Source organism: uncultured Aliivibrio sp., from assembly GCF_946479765.1.
Taxonomy (GTDB): domain Bacteria; phylum Pseudomonadota; class Gammaproteobacteria; order Enterobacterales; family Vibrionaceae; genus Aliivibrio.
In genome coordinates this window covers 101,083-121,298 of the sequence record NZ_CAMLHO010000002.1, presented here as the reverse complement: position 1 = coordinate 121,298, position 20,216 = coordinate 101,083, and the positions used below count along the sequence as shown (strand labels likewise).

Genomic DNA, 20,216 nt, shown 5'->3' with positions numbered 1-20,216 from the left:
TCCTTTTTACAAAAAAAGGGAGAGCAATCAGCTCTCCCCTTGATGGCGAACGCGCGCCTTTTCTCGAAACAAAATCAAATCATCGATGCTAAATTTATCTATCTCACTAGGAGCCCAATGAAACACCACAGCAAGATCAGCATAAAAATCTTCTACCTGATTAAATTGATCGATTATTGTTTCGTATTCACGAAAAAATTTGCAATTTCCACCATTAATGGCGCGAGGTTTTCCACTTCAATATCAAGCAGGTCGCGTTCATTTAGGGTTGAGATGCGAGGAAGTATTTCGTAAGCGGTATCAAAATCCATATGACACAGATCACCAAGCTTCAATCCGCGTAAATCACCGGCGCAGGGTTTTCGCAGCTCAATCGTTGTGATTTTTTTACCATCTTTCATGATCGGCGTTGGTAGCTTTACCTTGACGAGTTTATTCTTGCTCATGCTCTAGCTCTTCTTTTAGTTCTTTCAGGCGCGTTTTACAGCCCCCTTTATTTGGATCCATTTGCATAACCGCTTCAAACAAAGCAAGCGCTTCTTCTTTCGCACCGGCTTCATCTAATAACTTACCTGCCAGGCGAAACATTTTTACTTTAAGCGGTGCATTAATGGCTAATTTACCTTCAGCAATATCAATGATTGCTTGTGATAAATAAGTGCGATTGAATGCAACCTTCGCTTTGTATGCATTATCTGAGTATTTAAAAATGACATCGCAGTAGGCTACTTCACCGCTTGAGTTCCATCCCTTAGGCGTATATAAACCGCGCGAAATAGCAGATCTAAAATCATCGTGAATAAGATCCAATAAACCACAATCCACTTGCCACATGTAATACCACCAAAGCAGATCTATGCCTTCTAAATTTGCTCGAGTAGCAAGTAGGTGATCCGCTTGTTCTTTGTATTTTTTAATCAGCTCTTTTCTGAATGTGTTCTTTTCTTCAAAGCCCGCAAGTGTGCGCACGAACCCTAGATCTGTTTCAAGAATACGCTGCACTTCATCCCATGATTTGTTCGCAAAAGGATCTGATTGCGATACGCTTAATGCAACCGTAGGCTCTCCACTTGCTTCTTGAATTTCTTGCTCTTGTGGATTGATTAGCGCTGCTTTTATTGCAGCGCGGTCTTGACGTTTTTTTAACAAGGTAAGCATAACAACCCCTTAATTGGTTTAAAGTGGAATTAATTCCGTACCCACAAACAGCACATCCAACTGGCCATCTTTAATGACTAACTCAAGAGGATCGCTTGTCCATGCATCCATCAATGTGTACTTCTTGCCGCTATTTAGATTGTACGTTAAGTTTTCACCCGCAAAATCTTGAATGGCTTTTTCATCGGTTGCTGCAGCATGCGCAATGGTCACTTTAATACTTGGTGGCGATTCGTGATTTTCTGTAAATCCAAGCAGGCCATTATCACCCATAACAGGCGTTCGCTTGAGTCCACCAAAGTGAATGGTACCGCCTTCTTTAGTTGGCAATCGACCAAGAGAGCCGGCATCCAAAGAGCCTCGACTCGTTATTTTTGTACTCATGAATTACTCCAGTACGTTATTTTCGAAATTGAATTTTACCCGCCACGATAATCAAACCGTTGACGAACTGAGGGCTGTCCTGGTAGTTAAGGCGAACTTTATTATCCTGGTCGAGAACAACAATGAGTGATTTGTTGTACCCATCAAAATCCTGAACAATGCCTTTGTATTCCAGTGATTTGTACAGCGTGAGTAACTCACCCTTAATCATGCTTGGCGTTGCAATGGCTTGCCCTTGAGCGAAGTTGGTTCCATCTTTTGCAAGCTTGTGACGACCGTATTTACTTAAAATTAATGAGCGTTGCTTTTCTCGAAAGTACATAGCCGTGGCAGGTGTCATGACATCTAGGTAACTGTCATCTGCAACGCCCGATGCATTTTCAGTGTACGCGGTCACGGCTCGCTCAACTTGAACGGAGCCTGTAGCGGTGACCGTGTAAGTGCTCATGCCTTCATGCAGTAACAGATTACGCTCAGACCATTCAAACTCATTAGGAGCAATCGAATACACGCCGTTAAGCGTTAGGGTTTGCAATGGGCGACACGGGTCGTTTGCAAGGGACTGTGCAATTTGCCCCGCCCACGCCGCCAGTGCTTCAGCGTCGCTCAGTGGTTCATTGGCTGAATTGCCAAGACTATTGATGGACATAAAGCTAATAAGCGGGCAATTGGATTTACTACCGAAGGTCACCAATTCTGGGTGCGTGCCTTTTTTCGGTAAATACGCGATTGCCGGTATCATTTGCAGCGCGTCATAACGAGCTTCTAAAAACTCACCTAGATCGCGGATGGAGGTTTCATCGTTCAATGCGCAGATAATGTGATGGTATTGCGTATCACCAAGAGACGCTAAGGCTATCATTAAGTCCGCATCGGTCACGCTGATAGCATAAATTGGCAGCGTGATTTTTTGCTTATCAAGATACGCCATCATTTTTGCAATATCAGAATCCGCACCAAACTGCTCAATGGCTACTTTTTCATTCATGCAAAGGATAACTTTATTTGCAGGGGTAGGGACTGTTACCTCTTTCGCTACCAATGCATTACCGATCACAAGTACAGACTGCTGTTGCTCAGCACTGTTGGCTAAGCTGTTGTCAATCTCAATGTAAACACCAGGAACTCGAGCGTTACCTGGTACTTCGTTAAAACTGATACTCATGATTTTGCTCCTTCTTTTTTCTTCTCTTCCACTTCAACAACAGAGGCGTCTAACATTCGACGCAACCAATAAGTATTACGAGGTTTCATTTCGCCACCGGCCTTTAGCGGCTCGCGTGTAATTGGATCGCGCACCAACAAACCTTTAGTAGCGGGTTTGATTTTTATCTCACGCATTTACGACTCCATATTCATTACTAATTCAGTGCGCATCATGGCCATCAATTCTCGCTCAAGAGAGGGAGTCCAGCCGATGAACGTTCGTTTTGGCATTCGGTAGTTATTCTTGGTTTTAACACCACCCATCCATTGATTGGTTTTTGAGTCATAAAATCCATTCAGTCGAGTGGTAAACGACATCGTTTGACCTTCGTTATGTTGGCGTCCAATTTTTGCAGGAACACCAGTTAGGCCCACTTCAAATGATCCGCTGTCTACGCGAGTCTTTAAGGCGCGACTCAATCCCATCAACATGTTCTTATTACTTTTTGTTGAGAGAATGACACCATCATTTAACTGTTTTCTTGTTCGTCGAGTTCGTTCTTGATAGGGAGTATTATCAATGTCTCTCTGTTGGCGAATTTGCGCCCGAAAGAACTGCCGAGAGCGATTGGCCATCTTTCGATTCAGCTCGAACTTTTGTGCAGGACTCAGCGCCAAACTCTCGAACATCGAGGTTAATTGCTCAGGGTTAGTTAACTGCATTCAGGTAAATCCCCAAGAGGGCCAGTAAACTCAAGAGCCGGAAGTTCATCTTCAACAACAGCGATAGCAAAGTCACTAACACAATCATGGCGAACATCACCTTGCTTCCATACTCCCGTCGCGCTTTCTTCTAGCGAATAAGCCTCTTTAATATCTATTTGCAACTTAAGATCAAAATGTCCGTTATCTAAACATTGAGTTGCAAAGGTGGGAGGCTCTAGCCCTTTAGTTTCTCTGTCTACATCGTATTTATTAAGCCAGACCACCAAGTGCATCATTAAAATTTCAGGCTGTATATCGACATCACTCATGTTGATATTTACCGTGTAAGCAATATCAAACCCGTCTACATACAATCCTTGAGTACAATCAATCTGACCATTTTCAGCCCACAGCTCGACGTTCTTTGCATCCGTTACGGATTGGGTAAATAGGTCGGTTAAACTTTGTAATGCTTTCATGCTTTACACCATTTCAAAGGTATAGGTTGCTTTGCCATTCAATAGTAAATCAACTGCTTGGCGGTATTGCACCAAGCAGTTGTCCGCTTTTTGCTGCAGTGCTTCTTGTCGGTCTGCCGCCTCTGCGGTGGCGTCCGTACTGAGTTTATTTCCTATGATGCGATTTGCCGCCAGAGAGAACACCGCTTGCTTGTAAAGCGATACGCCTGACGCCGACTCACCAAACCAATGCACGGAAACATGATCAAGTGTTTCATGCAAAGTGATTATTTCCACAAGTTCAGTGTGAACCGTTAATCGAGCAAGAGTAAGGTGATGCAAAATGCCAATCTCTGTCTCATTACTTAAAAAATGAAACACAGCTTGAAACTCTGCAACAGTGAGTGCAGGGTACTGCGCAGTTACAGGTAACTGGCTTTCGTGTGCATTATCTTTATTGCCAATAAATTCCATGTGACTCATATGACACTCCTTTAGAACACAGGCTAAGCGCGTAGCGAATAACAAGAAACGAACAGTACATTTTCTTGATAGCGCAAGCGCAAGCCTGTGAGGGGGTTGTTTAATTAAGCGAGCGGGTTACACCCATGCACCATCAATCCATAACTTCACGTTATCAAATTCAATTGCAGCCGCTTTATCTAACTGCTCAACAACGTAAGCCATGTTCATGGATTCAAAGTTTTCAATGCGGTTTTTCGCATCGTTCTTTTTGCCCACAGAGCGACGAATTGAACCTTCTTGAATGTAGATGGACAGGTTCTTGTAGCTTGTTACCAAAATGCCGCTTGGCGGGAATCCTGGTACTGACACGGCGGGTAGGCCGCCATAAGTGCCAATCACTTGCGTTTCTTCAATTTTGGCTTTTTCGCTTGGGGTATTGCCGTTCTTCGCATAGAACTTGGCTTTTTCATAAGCCAGCAAATCCGAACCAATGATGGCGATTACGTCAGACGCATTTTCACATGCATCATGAAGTAGGCCTCTTACGTTCATTACCGCCAAATCAAGGTTAATAAAGTCACCACCTTCGCCGATGCGAATTTCATCGGCGGTTTTACCTTCTTTAAGCATGGCTTTTGGGTTGTGTTTGCGAAGTGCTTGGAACCATCCTTCGCACACATCTTCACCATTCGGACTGGTGATTGCATTCGTGTTCGCTTCGCACGATTCACCGTAAAAGCCGATGGTGATCTTGTTGGCATCAATCTGCTCACGCGTTTGATTCGAGATGATTGAGTTAAAGTTTTTCAGGTGCGCAAATGCATCCAATTGGCGATACAGCATGTGTGTATCAAAATCCACTTGTTCACATAGATATGGCATTGCCTTTAAATTGAATACCGATTTTGTTTTACGCTCACCGTCACCTGATGTATCTGTACGACCTGCGATCATGCCAGTGACACCCAAACCTAACGCTTCGCCTTTTTGATTGCTTACAGGAATGATATTGATTTTTTTCAAAAACCAATTGTTCTCACGAATTTGTTCAATGATGCGTTGTGTTGCCGCAGGCGTTACGCTGAATTTTTCAGTTGCATCGCCTATTCCATATTGCTTGGCTACTGCTTGTGTGTATGCACCCAGTAGGATCCTTGTTGCTTCGTTCATAAATTAACACTCGATAAAAATAAGAATATTTAAAACAGGCAATACCTATCGATTACCACTTACAGCCAAGTTTTTTCACCACCTTCGCCCGCCAGTCCGCGCTGCTCTTCATCAGTCATTGCACTTAACTTAGTGGTCAATTCCGTCACCTGAGTAGATAGGGTTTCGACCTTCGCTGACAATTCAACATTGGCGTCTGGTGTCACCACTTCGCCAACTGGCAGAACTACCGCAGCATCAACAGGCGGCGTTACTTCTACACCGCCTGTAGAAAGCTTAGTTACCGCAGACGCTAATGAGCTTAATGCCGTTGCGGTCGCTTCGTTTTGCTCAATGTTTTTAGTTAGTAACGCTTCAAGCTCTTTACTCATTTCGGTTTCCTCTTCTTCACTTTCTGTCTTTGAAAGTGATGTGGGTTGATTTCCACTAAGCAGACCAAAAATCTTACTTAGTAATGTTCTTGTTTCTTGATTGCTATGTTCTTTACCCGAAAGCAACTCAAGACTAACCGTGGCACCGCTTGATACACTTTCTTGACCCTTGTTCTTATCGCTAGAAAGATGCACTTGCGTCGTACCAAGTGAGGCGGGATCGTCCGTCATGGCCAAGCCTGTTAAATACGCTTTGCCTGTTTTTGCAAAATCAGCGATGTATTCACATGATGTATGTAGAAATTGATCGCGTTCAACATTACCCAGCAACCGTGAGTTGGGTTTAATTACTGCCCATAATTCATCACCACGCTTTTCTACTGACAATACAGAGCCTAATTTTTCACCCCATTGCCAGTGATCTTCATTGATGCGTGCCGTGTAGAGTTTTGGGTTGTAGGTATCAGCAATGTCGTCAATGACTTGTTGGTCAGTATGACGACCATCAATGGTCGGCCCTGCTTTTAAAATACAAATTGGCTCTGACTGAAACATGCACATTCTCTCCTGTGTTTTCTCATTTTAATTTAGCGAATGGACTCTCTTTTTAAAAGCACCTGTTTTTCTATATTCAGTAATAGAGAAAAACCGATTACTGAGTAATTGATTTATTTGTAGCACACTGCTTTTAGTGATGATTAACAGTGAAAATCCATGAGCGAGAAAACCAAAAAACTGGATGAAACTCCCATTTATAACCAAGAGCAAACTCATGCCCTTGGTTTGTATTTACGCCAGTACGAAACCAAAGAAATTGCTGACGAGCTGGGCGTTAATCCACGAACGGTTCAGCAATGGATATCTAAGTTTGGTTGGAAGAAGATGCGCGATGATTCGCCGGTTGAGCTAATGCTTCGTCAGCGCATTGCTTATTTACTGTGGATTGACAGAAAGCACGCTTCGCAATTAACTGAACTTGAGATGCTGCTTGAGCAAAAATACAAACGAGATAAAGCCGCTGAGCGCAAAAAAAAGAAAACCTGCCAGGGCGACAGTGGTAATGGTGTGCCTCGCGGTCGCCCGAACAACAAAGTTAAAAATGACATTTCAGGTATCACTGCCGAGATGCTTGCTGAGTTTCGTGAGAAAACCTTCTTTAAATACCAGAAGGACATACGCGATCATAAATGCAATGACGACATTAACGAGTTTCGCTTTTACTTAAAATCTCGCCAGATAGGGCTTACGTATTACTTTGCGTTTGAAGCTTTTGAGGATGCGGTTTTAAATGGTGATAACCAAGTATTCTTATCTGCCTCTCGTAAGCAGAGTGAGATATTTAAGAACTACATTCGCCGTTTTGCGTTAGAGATTGGAGATGTTGAACTCAAAGGCAAGGATGAGTTATGGCTCAGTAATGGCGCGTGCTTAAACTTCTTATCGACGAACTCGCGCACCAGCCAAGGCTTTAATGGTCACTTATATTTTGATGAAGTGTTCTGGATCCCAAAATTCCAAGAGTTAGATGATCTTGCTGGAGGGATGTCAATTCATGCGAAATATCGAACGACCTACCTGTCTACACCATCAACGACAGCGCACGAAGCGTATCCAAAATGGTCTGGGCCTAAAGAGCTCGGTATTGATATTAGCCACAAAGCACTGAGAAATGGCGCGATGGGGGCGGATGGCATTTTCCGTCAAATGATCACGGTTGATGATGCCATCAAGGGGGGCGCAAACTTCTTCAATATGGACAAGTTACGCCGAAAATACCCAATTAAAAGCATTTTTGACAACTTACTTCGCTGTGTGTTTTTGGATGATTCAGAGTCCTTTTTTAACATCACGGCATTACTTGCTTGTAAAACAAATACCTTGCAATGGAAAGATATTCACCTTGAGCGTGAGCGCCCTGCAGGGGATGCTGAAGCATTGGTTGGATACGATCCTCGAGGCGGTGGTCAAGGCGAGGGGGCAGATGATGCAGGTCTTGTTGTTAGCCTGAAACCGAAAAAGAAAGGTGGCGTATTTAGATTCTTAGAGCGCATTCGCTTAAAGGGATCGAGCTATGAAGAGCAAGCCCGCGCCATTAAAAAAATCACTGAGAAATACAACGTTGTGCATTTGGAAATGGATGTGGGCGGCGTAGGCTCGGCGGTGGCTGAATTGGTACGTAAGTTCTACCCAAGTTTGAAAGAGGTAGATTACAGCCCCGAAGTGAAGCGCATGATGGCGTATAAGGCACGAGAGATCATAAACGCAGGCCGCCTTCAGTTTGGTGATGATTGGGATGATGTGGTTCATTCCTTTTTAATGATACGACAGCACACTACCAAGGCAAGCAATCAGATCACAATGGTATCCAATCGAACCAAAAAAGGATCGCACGCCGATTTAGCGTGGGCCGCAATGCATGTTCTGCATTGGGAGCCGATTGATATTTTAAACGACAACACAACCACAATTTCATTCTCATAAGGAGCGTATTTTGATCACCTTTGATATACCAGAAAGCGTCATGAGCAGTGACATACTCAGCTATATGGAAGTAGCGCTTGTTAATGGCTTATATGAAACACCCATTCCACTTGATACGCTCGCAAAAGCGGTGCGAGCCAATCCCATGCATGGCTCTGCACTGTACGTAAAAGGTAATATGGCAAGTAGTTCAGTTACGCTACACCCATTACTTAAGAAGCGTGATTTTAAGCGGTTTGTGGCGGACTTCTTAACCTTTGGTAATGGTTACCTTCAGGTGGTTCGCAATGGGTTTCGTGAGATTGTTGCTATTAAGCATTTGCCTGCATTATTCATGCGTCGCAAAGAAAAGATAGACGAGTATTGTTATAAGCCTAAAGAGTTTAGTGATGAAGGGCAAATTGACTACCGTGTCGGTCAGATATTTCACTTAACTGAATACGATGTATCTCAAGAGCTGTATGGTTTACCGCAATACATCGGCGCATTAAGCTCTATTTGGTTAAATGAAGATGCAACCTTGTTCCGTCGTAAGTATTACATTAACGGCTCGCATGCAGGGTATATTCTTTATATGAATGACCCGAATCTTACTGGCGACCAAGAGAACGAAATCAAACAAAAACTCTCAAAGGGCGGAGCATTTAAAAACATCTACGTTAACGCAAAAGGCAAAGATGGCAAAAAGCCAGAACTAACCCCGATCGGTCAAGTAGAAGCAAAGGATGCCTTTAAAGATATTAAGAGCATGACGACCAATGACGTTCTGGCCAGTCATCGTATCCCGTTAGAGTTGATGAGCATTGTTCGAGAGGGATTTAGTTCAAGCAGTGATTTAAACAAAGTAGATCGTGTATTTCATAAAAACGAGCTAGTACCGTTATTGGAGTCAGTGTGTGAGCTGAATGATTTTGTTGGGATGGATATTATTACGATTAAAGAATATGAAGGGTTAGATAACCCCTCTAAGGCTGCATAGTTTCAAGGATCGCTCGATGCTTTGCGCGGCATTCCTGGTATAAAATAATGACCGCCTTCTTCCATTGAAAGTGGGCGGTTTTATCCACACTGTCAGGCATTGGAAGCTCTGCGCAGGGCAGAGATAATGCACTGTCAATTCGTCTATTAATGGGCGTTAGCGGCTCTTGTGAGACGCTGTAGCTCGTACAACTCGTCATCATCAATACCAACAATCCGCACAGCATTATTTGTTTCATGGTTGCTTTCTTCCTTAACAACAACCGCCACTGCTTTATGTGGTTTTTTATTAACTTTATCCTGAACACTCACAACCTCAACACTCTTGATAAATTCAGCTTGCGTGGTAATGAATTTATCAATGACTTTCTCATCATTCATCACCATGCCATTGGCCTTTTTAATCACCGTATCCACATGCTTTGCATTTTGGGTTTGTATTTGGCCTATAGCAGTCGTAAAGCCGTTGTCGTAACCTTCACGATAAACAAAAAACAAAGCCCCAAACAAACAGACCAGGATAAGTAGGATTATTTTAATCTGCATTGAGTCGTTTTCCTGTATCCATGTAGAACTTACAAAAGCCAATAAATACACCGGTGATTGCTGCATACTGAACGAGCGCAAACTCACTGTGTTCATTGATAGGGATGGAGAAAAAATAGTTATTAAACTCCACCCACATATAACCCACAAAGAGACTCATCAACCGCGGCCATGCACGCCATGCATCAAATTTCTTAGGCGTTATCATCAATGAGTTCAAAGTGCATTAAATCATCAAAGTTATTGTCTTTAAGATCAAAATCGCTATCCCAATCCCCGCCCCAACGAATAGCCACACCCATTGAAATACCAACTCCAATCACTACACCTGCAAAATAACTAAAGCGCTCACGATCCTTTTCGTCATAAGGATATGGAGTTGCATCAACAGCCTTGCTTGGTAATGAATTATGCTTGCTGTTTGGGTAGCGAACTTGGGTGTTGTTGCTTGGTAACGCATTTTGCTCTTTCTCTGTTCTGTGACCACAGAGAATGGAGCAGTCACAAACCTCAAGAACGCGAGTAAATACCTTTATTAAATCAGAGTGGCAAGTTGCCAATCGTGCTGCACTTGTTTTACTAAATCTATTCATTGCGTCACCTTAATTGCAGTAATAGTCGCAGCAATAAATGCAGCGAAGATTAATCGTACTAACCATGATTTATCAGACTCTAATTTCCCAATACGCTCGGAATGAGAGTCCAGCTGAGTACAAACGGCTGCCACTGTAGTTCGAGTATCAGTAAGAGTTTCAAGCATCTTGTGCAGAGTAATATTCTGCTCTTTTGTTAATTCCACCAAGTGCTTCATAGTAGTATCAATACGAGCGATATCTTTTTCAGACATAACAATCTCAAGTAATAAATTTACCTTGAGCATATCCCACGCGCGAAGTGAAATGAATGAGCGGTTTTTCTATATATGTCAATAAAGAAAAACCCAATCAAAGGATTGGGTTTTGGTGGCATTAAATTAACGGTTCAGGCCAAGGATGATCTGTTTGAATGCGCGTCCTTGCTGCTAATGTTTGAGTTTCCATATCAATAGCTTCTTGCTCACGTCCTTGCAACCGCTTGATATTCGCTTCTGCAATGAGCGGATCACAAGCGCGAGCATATAAGCCTCGACGAGTCTCATCTACTTGATTAAAATCCGCAATGTATTTATTGCTTTGATTAGTTACCCAAACGCCGTCAATCCACTCGTCATAGAAAGTACCTGGTTCATCACAAGTAAATCCCTGCTTGATACAGCCTATACTTTCCACAACTTCTGATTGAGTGCAATCATTACACTCATAAATGACCTTATCACGATGATCTTCAATCTGCTTCCACTTGTCATCAACTAAACGAACTACAAAGCCTTTTTCTGCCTTTGGTGGTTTAATGAAGCTGTGTTTCTCAGGTAGCGTGAAATTGTAATCAGAAATAATAAATTCGTTTGTTTCTCTATCCCAATACGATTTACCCAATTCAATCGCAAAAACTTTCCACGCATCATCTTTAAAAAGGACGGTTTGTGTTTCTTTATCATACTCTGGTGGTTCTTCTTTTATCACCCCTTCCGGATAATCCCCATCAGGCTCTCCAATAACAAACTCACGGCCATAAACATCAAAGAACAACTTCCATGTCATATCTTCAATTTCACCTAGCCACTGACTTAATCCTCGGTCATAACGAGCAATCATTCCATCCCTTGATGGAGTGTAGATATTTTGTGTAAAGTCAGAACCAAGAGCTGTTCCTTTAGCGACATGCTCAGTGCAGTTTCCTAGCCACCAACCCTCAAGAGAAAGTCGAGATACACTGACGCTTTGAGACATCTTAAAAAATTCATTCATTAGGCCATTCTCACTATCCAGTTAACTTTACGGTGGTCAATGGTGTTTTTTAACGCACCAAATAGAGCAATCATGACGGCGTGGGCATGAGAGCCAATTAGCACTGAATGCGCATGATTACCAGACGCTCCTGTTGTTGCTCCAACATTAATCGCATGTCTATTTACTCCGTTCCCTCCACCCGATACGCCAGATGATGTGTAAGGGTGGGTATGATTACCTGTTGTATTCGTTGTTTTTGTTCCTAAATCTATAGAACCTACCATTGAATCAGGGTGCCCATGCTCTTTAATTTGCCCTTCTTGAAATACCCCAACCGCTTCTCCATCTTCTTTACCAATAACACCACAACCTCGCATATCAGGGATAATGCCATTAGGCCAGATTTTGGCTAATTCAGGATTAGCCACTAAATCAAAGGCTTGGTTTTTCATAATACAAAACCCATCAGGAGCAATATCAGTGAACCAAGGAATGGCAGCGCCCACAGGAAAGATTTTCGCCGCGAGTTTCAACCATAGATTATTCACCAATTTATTAATTAGATAAGGTGCATCAAAAGCTCGTATTATCTTTTTAATGGTTAAAAATGCACTGTCATCTATTCCCGCATCCACCTGTTCATTAGTGATGATTTTGGCTATTCCGGCTATGCGCTCAGTGGCATTTGCAGCACCAATGATTTCAACGGTAATTGTGTCGATTTCAGTTCCAGAAAGAGTTAAATCAAATATCTCAGTAATGACCGTATCCGATCTTTTTATTGAGATAATGTCACCATCGCGACTATCAACCGCAAACAACGTCCCATCCTCTAGAAAATAGCCTATTTCACGCGCTTCATATTCGATATCACCATCAAATAACACTTCAAAGTGCAGTTGACCTAGCCCAGGCACAGAGCCTTGCGTGATAGGTCGACGCGCAGTTTCATCGCGCAGCGAGGTTTGATTATGGGTTGGTGTATATCCGGATGCACCCATTGCAATTTGAGTGATTTTGTAGCTCACACCAAGATTAGATGCTTGAATGGATGCAGCAATACCTGCATCGGTAATTAATAAACTCATAAAGTCGCCTTATGCGTATGGGAATTTCTAATGTATCGAGCATTACCAAGCTGCAGGTGCAGCTTGGTTGATGTGCTATATATCCACTGAATAGCCGTGTGGGGCAGGCGAACTTGCTCAAAATCATGCCATGCTTTTTCACTGCGCTCGTTTGATGCGAGCGAAACAAAAATCAGGTTAGGTTGATGAACGTCATCGTAAACAGCACCTTCAAGATTGCTTTGGATAAGCAAAGCTTGGTAGTCACTTAATTTCCAACCAAACAACGCACCATCAAACTCCGTAAGCAAAGCAAGCTGAACCTCGTCGTGAGTGACTTTAAATTCAGCACCCATACCTGAAATTAAGTTGATAAGCTCTGCATTGTCAGTATCTTGCCAGTACCTTCCTTTGGGTAAGAGTTGACGAATAGCGTGAGCAAAATCATCATCAGTGTATTTACTAATTAGATCAGAGGTGTCCATATGATCTCTCCAAGTGTATGTATTTCACTACTGGTAATAAACTGCTCTTCTGTTGGTTGTTTCACGATGTAATTGTTGGTAATAGGCGCGATGGCAAGCACGATCTCAGTAGGCGATATAGATACGGGTTTGGGTGGTATCACCGACTCATCACGCTTACCCATTTTATTTTTAAATAACTCTTCTAGAGCAAGGAGAATACTTGCTTGAATGTTTTCATCTTGTACGTTTTGAATTTCAACATTAATGGGTTTTGGTGTTGGTAAGCCAACGATAGGGTGACACCCTGCAAGGCGAACACTTTCAATGTACACTTGCACAGTATCGATCACACCCTGAGGTAGAGTCGGGTTATTTTCTCTTGCCCCGATAAACACTTGAACCATGCCGCGCTCAGGAGTGTTATCCAACGCCCAGGCATAATCCACATCAGCATGAGCAGATACAGCCCAGGCTTCATAATCTTCTCTACGGCCAACTAATACACCCTTGTTAAATGCAGTACAGACACGCTGACGCCAATGTTCAACGCTTTCAATGTCAGCACCACCATTAATCCCGAGGCATTGTACTTTGCTTGGGTTGATGCCGCTTATTGCCTTAGGTAATGTAAGGACGATCCCTTTATTAAGGTTACTTGATATACCTGAGTTTAATGCCATTACTGGTACGTCAGTATCACTATAACGCGCTTCGAGAGTAATAAATTCGAGCTTGAGATCGCTAACAACCAGAGTACTTTTCGGAATAAGAACAACGCCATCGAGTGATTCAAATCGCACAAAACCGCGCGCAAAACTTGGCAATAGCCGATCAACGTTGTAACGCTTGGCATGAAGATACAACCACGACTCTGAGGCGGTTTCTGGGGATAGCTCTCGAAAGAGCTGGTCTTGATACCCATATTGACCATAACTCACGCCCGCAATCGCACAGGCAATGGCGTCTATCGCAGGGTTGTTTTGGCCTGTTTTAGCAACAAGCGTAGACTTTGCTCGCTCAACTAAAGAAGAAAGACTGCGTTGCGCGCTCATAATGGAACCTCTAGTGACTCATTTTCATTAGTGATGATAATGACCTTTCGGCCTATGGTAGTACTTGTGAGCGTAACCGCATCTACATGCACAGATCGGACACAGCCCTCATCAACCAACCATGCCAGTGCGTCTTCATAAAATTGCCGCGTTCGGATAAGGGTTTGAGGGGTATTCTTTTCACGAGCAAGTGTCCAGTCACGCGAACCCATTGCACGTACATGAGCCTCATTCCAGCACCCCCCACGCTCATCACTTCCCATGCGTGCACGGTCATTCTGCGTTGACGCTGAATGATTCAACACACTTTGTAATACCGCATGAGTTAATCCATCCACACTGGTTAGCGGGGCAGTTAATGCGTTCAAATTAAAATAGCTCATGAGACTTTATAACTCCCCGCAGAGCTGCCCTTATCTATAACGACCATTGCATTTATCATGATCTCATCCACAACGGCATTGGCAATGGCTTCAGCTAAATCAGCGGCCTTGGCAAATTCCCCTTCGGTTACAATGCCTTTGCTGTTCATCTCTTTGGTGATTCTGGCCTTAAGCGAACTCTTATCTAATGGCATTAGACTTTCCCCGCAAAGACGACACTTGAGCCATCTGCATGAGGACCGCCCGTGAAATGACAAGTGCTTTCACAGGTAATAACACCGGTACCATCATTCAGTTTAATGTTCTTACCTTTAGCAATAATGTCACCGCCTGCGGTAACGCCAACGTCTTTCTTTGCATTCACTTCGACTTTCTCACTGGTGGTAATGACGATCCCATTCTTGGTGAAATGCACCAGATTGCCTTTATCATCAAGCATGGCTACTTCGCCTTTTTCTAATTCCATTTCATGGCGTTCGTCTTCAACACAGAACGATACGCCGCGACTGCGAACACCACCCAGAAATAATAAATATGAACGCGCGCCCACGTTAGGGCGACTCATGAAACCGTAGTTATGCAATCGCTTAATGCGATCATTCGTTCGACCTGTTGAGGTCTTTATCTGCAACACTTTAGTTTCAACGCCGGTCACTTCACCAATAGCAAAAAGGTTCTTAATGCGATTCATCACACGATTAAACATCGGCTTTCTCCTCGAATGGTCTAAACAGTTCAATCTTAGTTTCAGAGCTTGAGTCATTGACTGACAGTGTTAATGACTTGATGAGCATCTGCTCATTAAATTTTTGATGTGCATCAATCACGGGAATAATGCGATTAATCGCATCGCCAGTAAGCTCATTAAACAAATCCGGTATCGAGGTGGATACCGTTAGACCTTGAGCGATGGCTAAGTCACGCTCGTACTCTGCACGCGCTTTGCAAGAAGCTGCACTTTGCAATTGGTCGGATATAATCACCATTTTACGTTGCGTATTCGCCGGTGCATAAGTGACTACTGCATGCGCATCATTCCATTGCCCTTGCACTTCGATGTGATAGAACTGCTTGGTGAAGTTGCGATCGATGGTGATTGATTTAATGTTTTTTCCAACCTCAAGTCGCACACCCTGAAGGGCGGCGTGCGCAGGGTTTTCTATGGTTAGGGCACCGTTGCGCTCAATCAGTATTACCCCTTGCTCTTTAGCCAGTTGCGAAAAGTTATCGACAGGTGATTCTGCATTAATTTGAAACTCTTCAATCACGCCAAGCACAGAGGTATCGACAAGTGAAGTCACGGTTAAACCAAAATCACTAGCAACACTACTAACCAATGCGTCCAACGTTTGATCATAAACCGCATCCATTGTGATCTTAGAATCAATCATATTGGCACTCAAAGAGCGACCTGAAAGGCTCATAGCAAACTCGCTGCTTGCGGTGTTTGAGCTTGCAGTATCAATAGAGCCAATGAAGATGCGTTTATCATTGAGCTTAAACTCAACCGGTAAGGGTTTTATGATCACCATAGGCGCAATACTGCAGGTAAAGGTATGCGCGAGCTGTTCAATAGAAAAGCTAACATCCGCACTCAGAAAAGGAATACGTTGCCCATTAATAAACAAGGTCAAGCGGCTCATGACGCCACCTCTATCGCAACGACATCACGTAAGAACAGCGGATGTTGAGTTGGATTTAATGCCGCGACTAACTCTGCATTAGAGCGATGCTGGTACGAAAGCGCGAGTGCTGGCACTGGTCGTGGTAATGTTTTGTGTCGAGTTGGTACACTTCCTTTGGTTACTTTACCAATTTGCGTGTTAATACCATCTTTTAGTACCACTAGTGCATTGAATAACTCAAGGCTCTCGAGAGTAGATACCCGTGTTGCATCTTCTATGCGCACTTCCATTTCGGTAGTGATGCGCTTTAAATCATTGAGTATGAATAGGGGTTGCGTACTTGACTGCACGACATCAAAACTATCACGCTGCGTCAGCTCCGCGATATCCTTACTCATTAGTACAGCCGCAACCACTATCTGTACATTAAGGTGTGCACTAGGAGCGCTGAGATCGATTAACTCAAGCATGGATATTTGTGCCATGCGTGAATTGTCTACCGCATCACTAGCAAGCGGACTGCTTGAGCTTACTAATACGCTCGCAACCTTACCCTCTGAGCGCACCGCCTTAGCCACGCTTTTCACTGTCTTACTGAGTTGCTCCGCGAACTGTCCAGGTGCATTGGCAATACTTGAGATAGCAACAAGCGCACTGTTTAGTTCTTGGTTTAACTGCGAGAGCATTTGACTTGGGATAGATAGTCGACTGGCAATGCCTTGTAGATCCGTCACAAGACCAGTAAATCGAGTGCGTAACGTATCAATATCAGAAATGCTTGCCATATCAATATCAGTAACGAACGTAGCAGATGAGACAGCCATCACTTCATCAGATTGTACAGTAGCATCGAATGCAGCATCAGAAGCAACAATCAAACTCAGTGGCGGTAATTTACCGTCACGCACAAAAGAGAGAGATAGCGTGACTAAACCAAGCTTAGTATCAATCTTTTGGGAATAGGTTTTAAAGACGAGAGGAAGCTCACCAAGCCAGGGATGCTCAAGCTCACCCTTGGGTGTTTTATCTAGGTTAGCAAGCAGGGCATTAGCATCGGCCAAGGAGTTGCGACCAACCAAAACCACATCAATCGAAAGGTTACTGGCTGCGCTGCCCATGACTTTAATGGTTGGTAGATCAGCGTAAGGGATCTCGCTGACATGCAGCCGCTTACCGCCATCGATGGCGGTGGCCAGTATGTTGAGCATAAGACCATTCCATCGCCCTTGTTCGTACTTTCTTTCCCACATTGCGCGCTAATTCTCCGATCGTATGCATGGTTGCGCATAGTTATGACGAGGGGAGCGCGCACAGGCGTTGCGTCGGCACTCCCCCCCCTCCACACCAAAATTCAGCGCGGTTAAAAAACGAAAAATAGGAGCTGCATGAATATGCAAAAGAAATTCGCATAACATATTGATAAGAAAAGAAAAACTTTGCCATTATCGCAGTTATTGCGCAGACCTTCAAGATCGCAATCGTTCGTTTTTGGGTTTATTTAATTCTATTTAATTGTGAAATATCAGGTTATTTAATTTCACTGGTATTTTTACTCTTCCGAGTAAAAAACAACGCGATATTTTTTATGTAACGCCCATGAGTGCGCTATACCACTAATGTCAGTGAAATTCGCCTCATTAAAGCAGTTAATCACATAAACATTACCGCAATGCCCGGCTGTTACGCGGTTACTTGCAAGCAAGAAAGATAACGTAGCGCCGTTAGGTAATGCGATAGGGTTTTCTTCTTTAAACACAAAACCCTCTCTTTTGGCCAGACGAGCGACGCATGCGTTAATCGCTTCACTTTCTGCTACTGAGACGGACAGAAATATCTGGTTTTTACCTGTTCGTATTGCATCATTTAGCGCCTTCTTCCCAAAATGGAAGATCATGTCATTCTTCTTCATCAAACATATCCACTTGTTTATCGTTATTGCACAGCTCTGGTTGTAATTCAGGATCTGGTTTTCCGCCGTGACACTTTGGGTAGTGAGAGAACGCCAAGTGCAAAACAAACACTTTGGCACAATTCAAGTTCGCGCATTGGCAATACAACTCGCGCAACTCACTACTTACTCGCTTTGATGTGATCACGTTACCTTTTGTTTGACAGTGCGGGCATTCAACCAAAAGAAGGCGAGCCATATTTACGTTACCTAATCACTTATTGTTAATGCACATGAGCACAGTCTGGTTTCCCGAAGATCATCAATCTCGACATAGAGCCAAGTTTAGTGCCACCTTATTTACCTTAATTAATAGAGATGAACTCACATTAAAAATACAGCTTATTTCTAATGCAAATCAAGGTCTTATTATAACATTTGCGATCTATTAATGCTGCTATTTTCAGCAGGAAATAGCATTATTTTCTATTGTTTTTCCCTATTAATTTTCGCAAGAAAGCCAATGCGCTATCGCCAGCCGTAGTGCCATAAACAGCAAGTGCAATAAGCTCACTTTTCTTAGGTGCGTATCTTCCGTTCCGTCTGTCCTGGACTGATGCCTCACTGATACCAAGATACTCAGCGCAGGCGAAGTTGGAGAGCGAGGTGGACTTCTGTAATTCAATGAATATGTCTTTCATTTATATTTCCTTAAAATTTCTGGGGATTCCCCAGAAATATAGCGTAATTTACAATCAAGAGATAACATTTGTTTTTACCACCAAAGCCCACAGTGCGCACGTGACGCTCTTATTGCTCTAACCTCTAAACCTATTACGCTTTGTTACAGTAAAACCCCACTGTAAGCCGCAGGGCTTCAAATAACCCATCAATCTAGATCTTGTCTTTCTTTTAATGCTAGAACCATCGCGTAGCGATAAGAACTATCAATTAATATTCAGAGTGTGGCTAACCCTCTTGCCGAATAGCAACGAGACCTCCCCGCGCAGCAACCAAGAGACATGTCATATTCCAGACATAAAAAAAGACCGCATAAGCGATCTTTTCTCAAAAAATTAAAGTGTTCCGATTTATTTTACTACGTTCTGACCTAACCAGAAGCCAAGCGCAACAATACTAGCGGTACTAGCAAGGAGGAATCCAAGAATAAGGTTAAACTTCTTATCGATCTTATCATCCAATCGGTCAAACTTAGCGTCAAATTTTTTATCTAGTTGGTCAAACTTAGTGTCAATTTTTTTATCTAGTTGGTCAAACTTAGCATCAAATTTTTTATCTATCTGATCAAACTTAGCGTCAAATTTAGCATCGAGCTTATCAAATTTGATATCGAATTTTGTATCTTGGTTATCCATTTTTTCACCAAGTTCACGACGCGCACTATCAAGTTGCTCTTGTGTTACACCGTGACCAACAAGAGAGATGACTTGCTCTGCTGTTAGAGTGATAGGTGCTACTGATTTTGATTCATTGTCAGACATAATTCCCCCTTGAGTATTGGTGATTGCAGTGTTGTTTTTCTTTAAATCTATTGCATAGTACTGCACTAGACTGCATGTGTTTTCAATTCTACCACAGCCTTTTCAAAAGATATCAATATATCTTATCCGGTATGTGTTAATTGTCGGGTATGTAAATTCGCATTTACTTTCATGCTAGAACCATCGCGTAGCGATAAGAACTACCACTTAATATTCAGAGTGTGGACAACCTTCCTGTCGAATGACAAAAAGCACTTTCAGCGCAGCCAACGAACACAGATAAGCCTGTGTTCTTGTGCGGTGGTAAACGTTGGCTGTGGGGCCCGTTAATTTTTACCACTGTGGTTTCTATTTTCGTATGAACGTAATAAAAATTAATGGGAGGTATTTTTAACAACAGGGACTGTTGGAGTAAGATATTTTTGATACACATAACAAAAGAATATTAGCAGGACTAGCAAAGGGGCAAAACCTATCTAGAAAGGGGGCTATTCCGACATCTGTGTATAAGTAATAGAACACGATCTAAAAAGGATCTCGA

The 20,216-nt window shown here is 43.0% G+C and carries 30 protein-coding genes; 2 read left to right on the top strand and 28 right to left on the bottom strand.

Annotation, left to right across the window (positions count from 1 at the left end; all coding sequences use genetic code 11):
* Positions 1 to 27: 27 nt before the first annotated feature.
* The 11 genes from Q1K78_RS01790 to Q1K78_RS01740 form a co-directional block, all read right to left on the bottom strand.
* On the bottom strand, positions 28 to 129 hold the full coding sequence (locus Q1K78_RS01790) for a GpE family phage tail protein (RefSeq protein ID WP_277986413.1): 102 nt from the start codon (positions 127 to 129) through the stop codon (positions 28 to 30).
* A 44-nt stretch (positions 130 to 173) separates the two neighbouring features.
* Positions 174 to 446 (bottom strand): phage tail assembly protein, encoded by a 273-nt coding sequence (locus tag Q1K78_RS01785; protein ID WP_300173788.1) that lies wholly within the window; start codon positions 444 to 446, stop codon positions 174 to 176.
* Positions 433 to 1,158, bottom strand: a complete 726-nt coding sequence (locus Q1K78_RS01780) for a hypothetical protein (RefSeq protein WP_300173786.1) — start codon at positions 1,156 to 1,158, stop codon at positions 433 to 435. Before Q1K78_RS01780 ends, Q1K78_RS01785 begins: the two co-directional genes overlap by 14 nt.
* An 18-nt stretch (positions 1,159 to 1,176) precedes the next feature.
* Positions 1,177 to 1,542 (bottom strand): phage tail tube protein, encoded by a 366-nt coding sequence (locus tag Q1K78_RS01775; RefSeq protein WP_300173784.1) that lies wholly within the window; start codon positions 1,540 to 1,542, stop codon positions 1,177 to 1,179.
* A gap of 16 nt (positions 1,543 to 1,558) precedes the next feature.
* Positions 1,559 to 2,707 (bottom strand): phage tail sheath subtilisin-like domain-containing protein, encoded by a 1,149-nt coding sequence (locus tag Q1K78_RS01770; RefSeq protein WP_300173782.1) that lies wholly within the window; start codon positions 2,705 to 2,707, stop codon positions 1,559 to 1,561.
* Positions 2,704 to 2,883 (bottom strand): DUF2635 domain-containing protein, encoded by a 180-nt coding sequence (locus Q1K78_RS01765; RefSeq protein ID WP_300173780.1) that lies wholly within the window; start codon positions 2,881 to 2,883, stop codon positions 2,704 to 2,706. The genes Q1K78_RS01770 and Q1K78_RS01765 overlap by 4 nt, the downstream gene beginning before the upstream one ends.
* Positions 2,884 to 3,411, bottom strand: a complete 528-nt coding sequence (locus tag Q1K78_RS01760) for a phage virion morphogenesis protein (RefSeq protein ID WP_300173778.1) — start codon at positions 3,409 to 3,411, stop codon at positions 2,884 to 2,886.
* A complete protein-coding gene (locus Q1K78_RS01755) occupies positions 3,402 to 3,872 on the bottom strand; it encodes a phage tail protein (protein ID WP_300173777.1) in 471 nt (156 codons plus the stop codon). Before Q1K78_RS01755 ends, Q1K78_RS01760 begins: the two co-directional genes overlap by 10 nt.
* Positions 3,873 to 3,875: 3 nt before the next feature.
* Complete coding sequence (locus Q1K78_RS01750; RefSeq protein WP_300174013.1) at positions 3,876 to 4,325, bottom strand: head completion/stabilization protein; 450 nt, start codon at positions 4,323 to 4,325, stop codon at positions 3,876 to 3,878.
* Positions 4,326 to 4,451: 126 nt separating this feature from the next.
* Entirely contained in the window at positions 4,452 to 5,486 is a 1,035-nt protein-coding gene (locus Q1K78_RS01745; RefSeq protein ID WP_300173775.1) for a phage major capsid protein, P2 family, read from the bottom strand.
* Between the two features lie 59 nt (positions 5,487 to 5,545).
* A complete protein-coding gene (locus tag Q1K78_RS01740) occupies positions 5,546 to 6,412 on the bottom strand; it encodes a GPO family capsid scaffolding protein (RefSeq protein WP_300173773.1) in 867 nt (288 codons plus the stop codon).
* 159 nt (positions 6,413 to 6,571) lie between these two features.
* Between Q1K78_RS01740 and Q1K78_RS01735 the strand changes: the two genes are divergently transcribed.
* Positions 6,572 to 8,338, top strand: a complete 1,767-nt coding sequence (locus tag Q1K78_RS01735) for a terminase family protein (protein WP_300173771.1) — start codon at positions 6,572 to 6,574, stop codon at positions 8,336 to 8,338.
* Between the two features lie 40 nt (positions 8,339 to 8,378).
* Positions 8,379 to 9,317: a phage portal protein gene (locus Q1K78_RS01730; RefSeq protein ID WP_300174011.1), complete on the top strand. Its 939-nt coding sequence runs from the start codon at positions 8,379 to 8,381 to the stop codon at positions 9,315 to 9,317.
* A 146-nt stretch (positions 9,318 to 9,463) separates the two neighbouring features.
* Here Q1K78_RS01730 and Q1K78_RS01725 read toward each other — a convergent pair whose 3' ends face one another.
* The 17 genes from Q1K78_RS01725 to Q1K78_RS01645 all read right to left on the bottom strand — a co-directional run bounded on the left by Q1K78_RS01725 (position 9,464) and on the right by Q1K78_RS01645 (position 19,675).
* Complete coding sequence (locus Q1K78_RS01725) at positions 9,464 to 9,862, bottom strand: hypothetical protein (protein ID WP_300173769.1); 399 nt, start codon at positions 9,860 to 9,862, stop codon at positions 9,464 to 9,466.
* Entirely contained in the window at positions 9,852 to 10,070 is a 219-nt protein-coding gene (locus tag Q1K78_RS01720; RefSeq protein WP_300173767.1) for a hypothetical protein, read from the bottom strand. Before Q1K78_RS01720 ends, Q1K78_RS01725 begins: the two co-directional genes overlap by 11 nt.
* Positions 10,057 to 10,455 carry a M15 family peptidase gene (locus Q1K78_RS01715; protein WP_300173765.1) on the bottom strand — a complete coding sequence of 133 codons (399 nt, stop codon included), beginning with the start codon at positions 10,453 to 10,455 and terminating at the stop codon, positions 10,057 to 10,059. Before Q1K78_RS01715 ends, Q1K78_RS01720 begins: the two co-directional genes overlap by 14 nt.
* On the bottom strand, positions 10,452 to 10,742 hold the full coding sequence (locus Q1K78_RS01710) for a hypothetical protein (RefSeq protein WP_300173763.1): 291 nt from the start codon (positions 10,740 to 10,742) through the stop codon (positions 10,452 to 10,454). Before Q1K78_RS01710 ends, Q1K78_RS01715 begins: the two co-directional genes overlap by 4 nt.
* Positions 10,743 to 10,830: 88 nt before the next feature.
* The gene (locus Q1K78_RS01705; RefSeq protein WP_300173761.1) at positions 10,831 to 11,709 is read right to left on the bottom strand and encodes a hypothetical protein; all 879 of its coding nucleotides are present in this window, start codon (positions 11,707 to 11,709) and stop codon (positions 10,831 to 10,833) included.
* On the bottom strand, positions 11,709 to 12,779 hold the full coding sequence (locus Q1K78_RS01700; RefSeq protein ID WP_300173759.1) for a phage tail protein: 1,071 nt from the start codon (positions 12,777 to 12,779) through the stop codon (positions 11,709 to 11,711). Before Q1K78_RS01700 ends, Q1K78_RS01705 begins: the two co-directional genes overlap by 1 nt.
* Positions 12,776 to 13,243, bottom strand: a complete 468-nt coding sequence (locus Q1K78_RS01695) for a hypothetical protein (RefSeq protein ID WP_300173757.1) — start codon at positions 13,241 to 13,243, stop codon at positions 12,776 to 12,778. The genes Q1K78_RS01700 and Q1K78_RS01695 overlap by 4 nt, the downstream gene beginning before the upstream one ends.
* Positions 13,225 to 14,277 carry a baseplate J/gp47 family protein gene (locus Q1K78_RS01690; protein WP_300173755.1) on the bottom strand — a complete coding sequence of 351 codons (1,053 nt, stop codon included), beginning with the start codon at positions 14,275 to 14,277 and terminating at the stop codon, positions 13,225 to 13,227. The genes Q1K78_RS01695 and Q1K78_RS01690 overlap by 19 nt, the downstream gene beginning before the upstream one ends.
* The gene (locus Q1K78_RS01685) at positions 14,274 to 14,660 is read right to left on the bottom strand and encodes a phage GP46 family protein (protein ID WP_300173753.1); all 387 of its coding nucleotides are present in this window, start codon (positions 14,658 to 14,660) and stop codon (positions 14,274 to 14,276) included. The genes Q1K78_RS01690 and Q1K78_RS01685 overlap by 4 nt, the downstream gene beginning before the upstream one ends.
* Complete coding sequence (locus Q1K78_RS01680) at positions 14,657 to 14,854, bottom strand: hypothetical protein (RefSeq protein WP_300173751.1); 198 nt, start codon at positions 14,852 to 14,854, stop codon at positions 14,657 to 14,659. Before Q1K78_RS01680 ends, Q1K78_RS01685 begins: the two co-directional genes overlap by 4 nt.
* The gene (locus Q1K78_RS01675; protein ID WP_300173749.1) at positions 14,854 to 15,366 is read right to left on the bottom strand and encodes a phage baseplate assembly protein V; all 513 of its coding nucleotides are present in this window, start codon (positions 15,364 to 15,366) and stop codon (positions 14,854 to 14,856) included. The genes Q1K78_RS01680 and Q1K78_RS01675 overlap by 1 nt, the downstream gene beginning before the upstream one ends.
* Positions 15,359 to 16,303 carry a phage tail protein gene (locus Q1K78_RS01670; RefSeq protein ID WP_300173747.1) on the bottom strand — a complete coding sequence of 315 codons (945 nt, stop codon included), beginning with the start codon at positions 16,301 to 16,303 and terminating at the stop codon, positions 15,359 to 15,361. The genes Q1K78_RS01675 and Q1K78_RS01670 overlap by 8 nt, the downstream gene beginning before the upstream one ends.
* A complete protein-coding gene (locus tag Q1K78_RS01665) occupies positions 16,300 to 17,535 on the bottom strand; it encodes a DNA circularization N-terminal domain-containing protein (RefSeq protein WP_300173746.1) in 1,236 nt (411 codons plus the stop codon). Before Q1K78_RS01665 ends, Q1K78_RS01670 begins: the two co-directional genes overlap by 4 nt.
* 299 nt (positions 17,536 to 17,834) lie before the next feature.
* Positions 17,835 to 18,179 carry a hypothetical protein gene (locus Q1K78_RS01660; RefSeq protein WP_300173744.1) on the bottom strand — a complete coding sequence of 115 codons (345 nt, stop codon included), beginning with the start codon at positions 18,177 to 18,179 and terminating at the stop codon, positions 17,835 to 17,837.
* A 1-nt stretch (position 18,180) separates the two neighbouring features.
* Positions 18,181 to 18,432, bottom strand: a complete 252-nt coding sequence (locus Q1K78_RS01655; RefSeq protein WP_300173742.1) for an ogr/Delta-like zinc finger family protein — start codon at positions 18,430 to 18,432, stop codon at positions 18,181 to 18,183.
* A gap of 220 nt (positions 18,433 to 18,652) precedes the next feature.
* On the bottom strand, positions 18,653 to 18,874 hold the full coding sequence (locus tag Q1K78_RS01650) for a hypothetical protein (RefSeq protein ID WP_300173740.1): 222 nt from the start codon (positions 18,872 to 18,874) through the stop codon (positions 18,653 to 18,655).
* A gap of 390 nt (positions 18,875 to 19,264) precedes the next feature.
* On the bottom strand, positions 19,265 to 19,675 hold the full coding sequence (locus Q1K78_RS01645; protein WP_300173738.1) for a hypothetical protein: 411 nt from the start codon (positions 19,673 to 19,675) through the stop codon (positions 19,265 to 19,267).
* Positions 19,676 to 20,216: the final 541 nt, after the last annotated feature.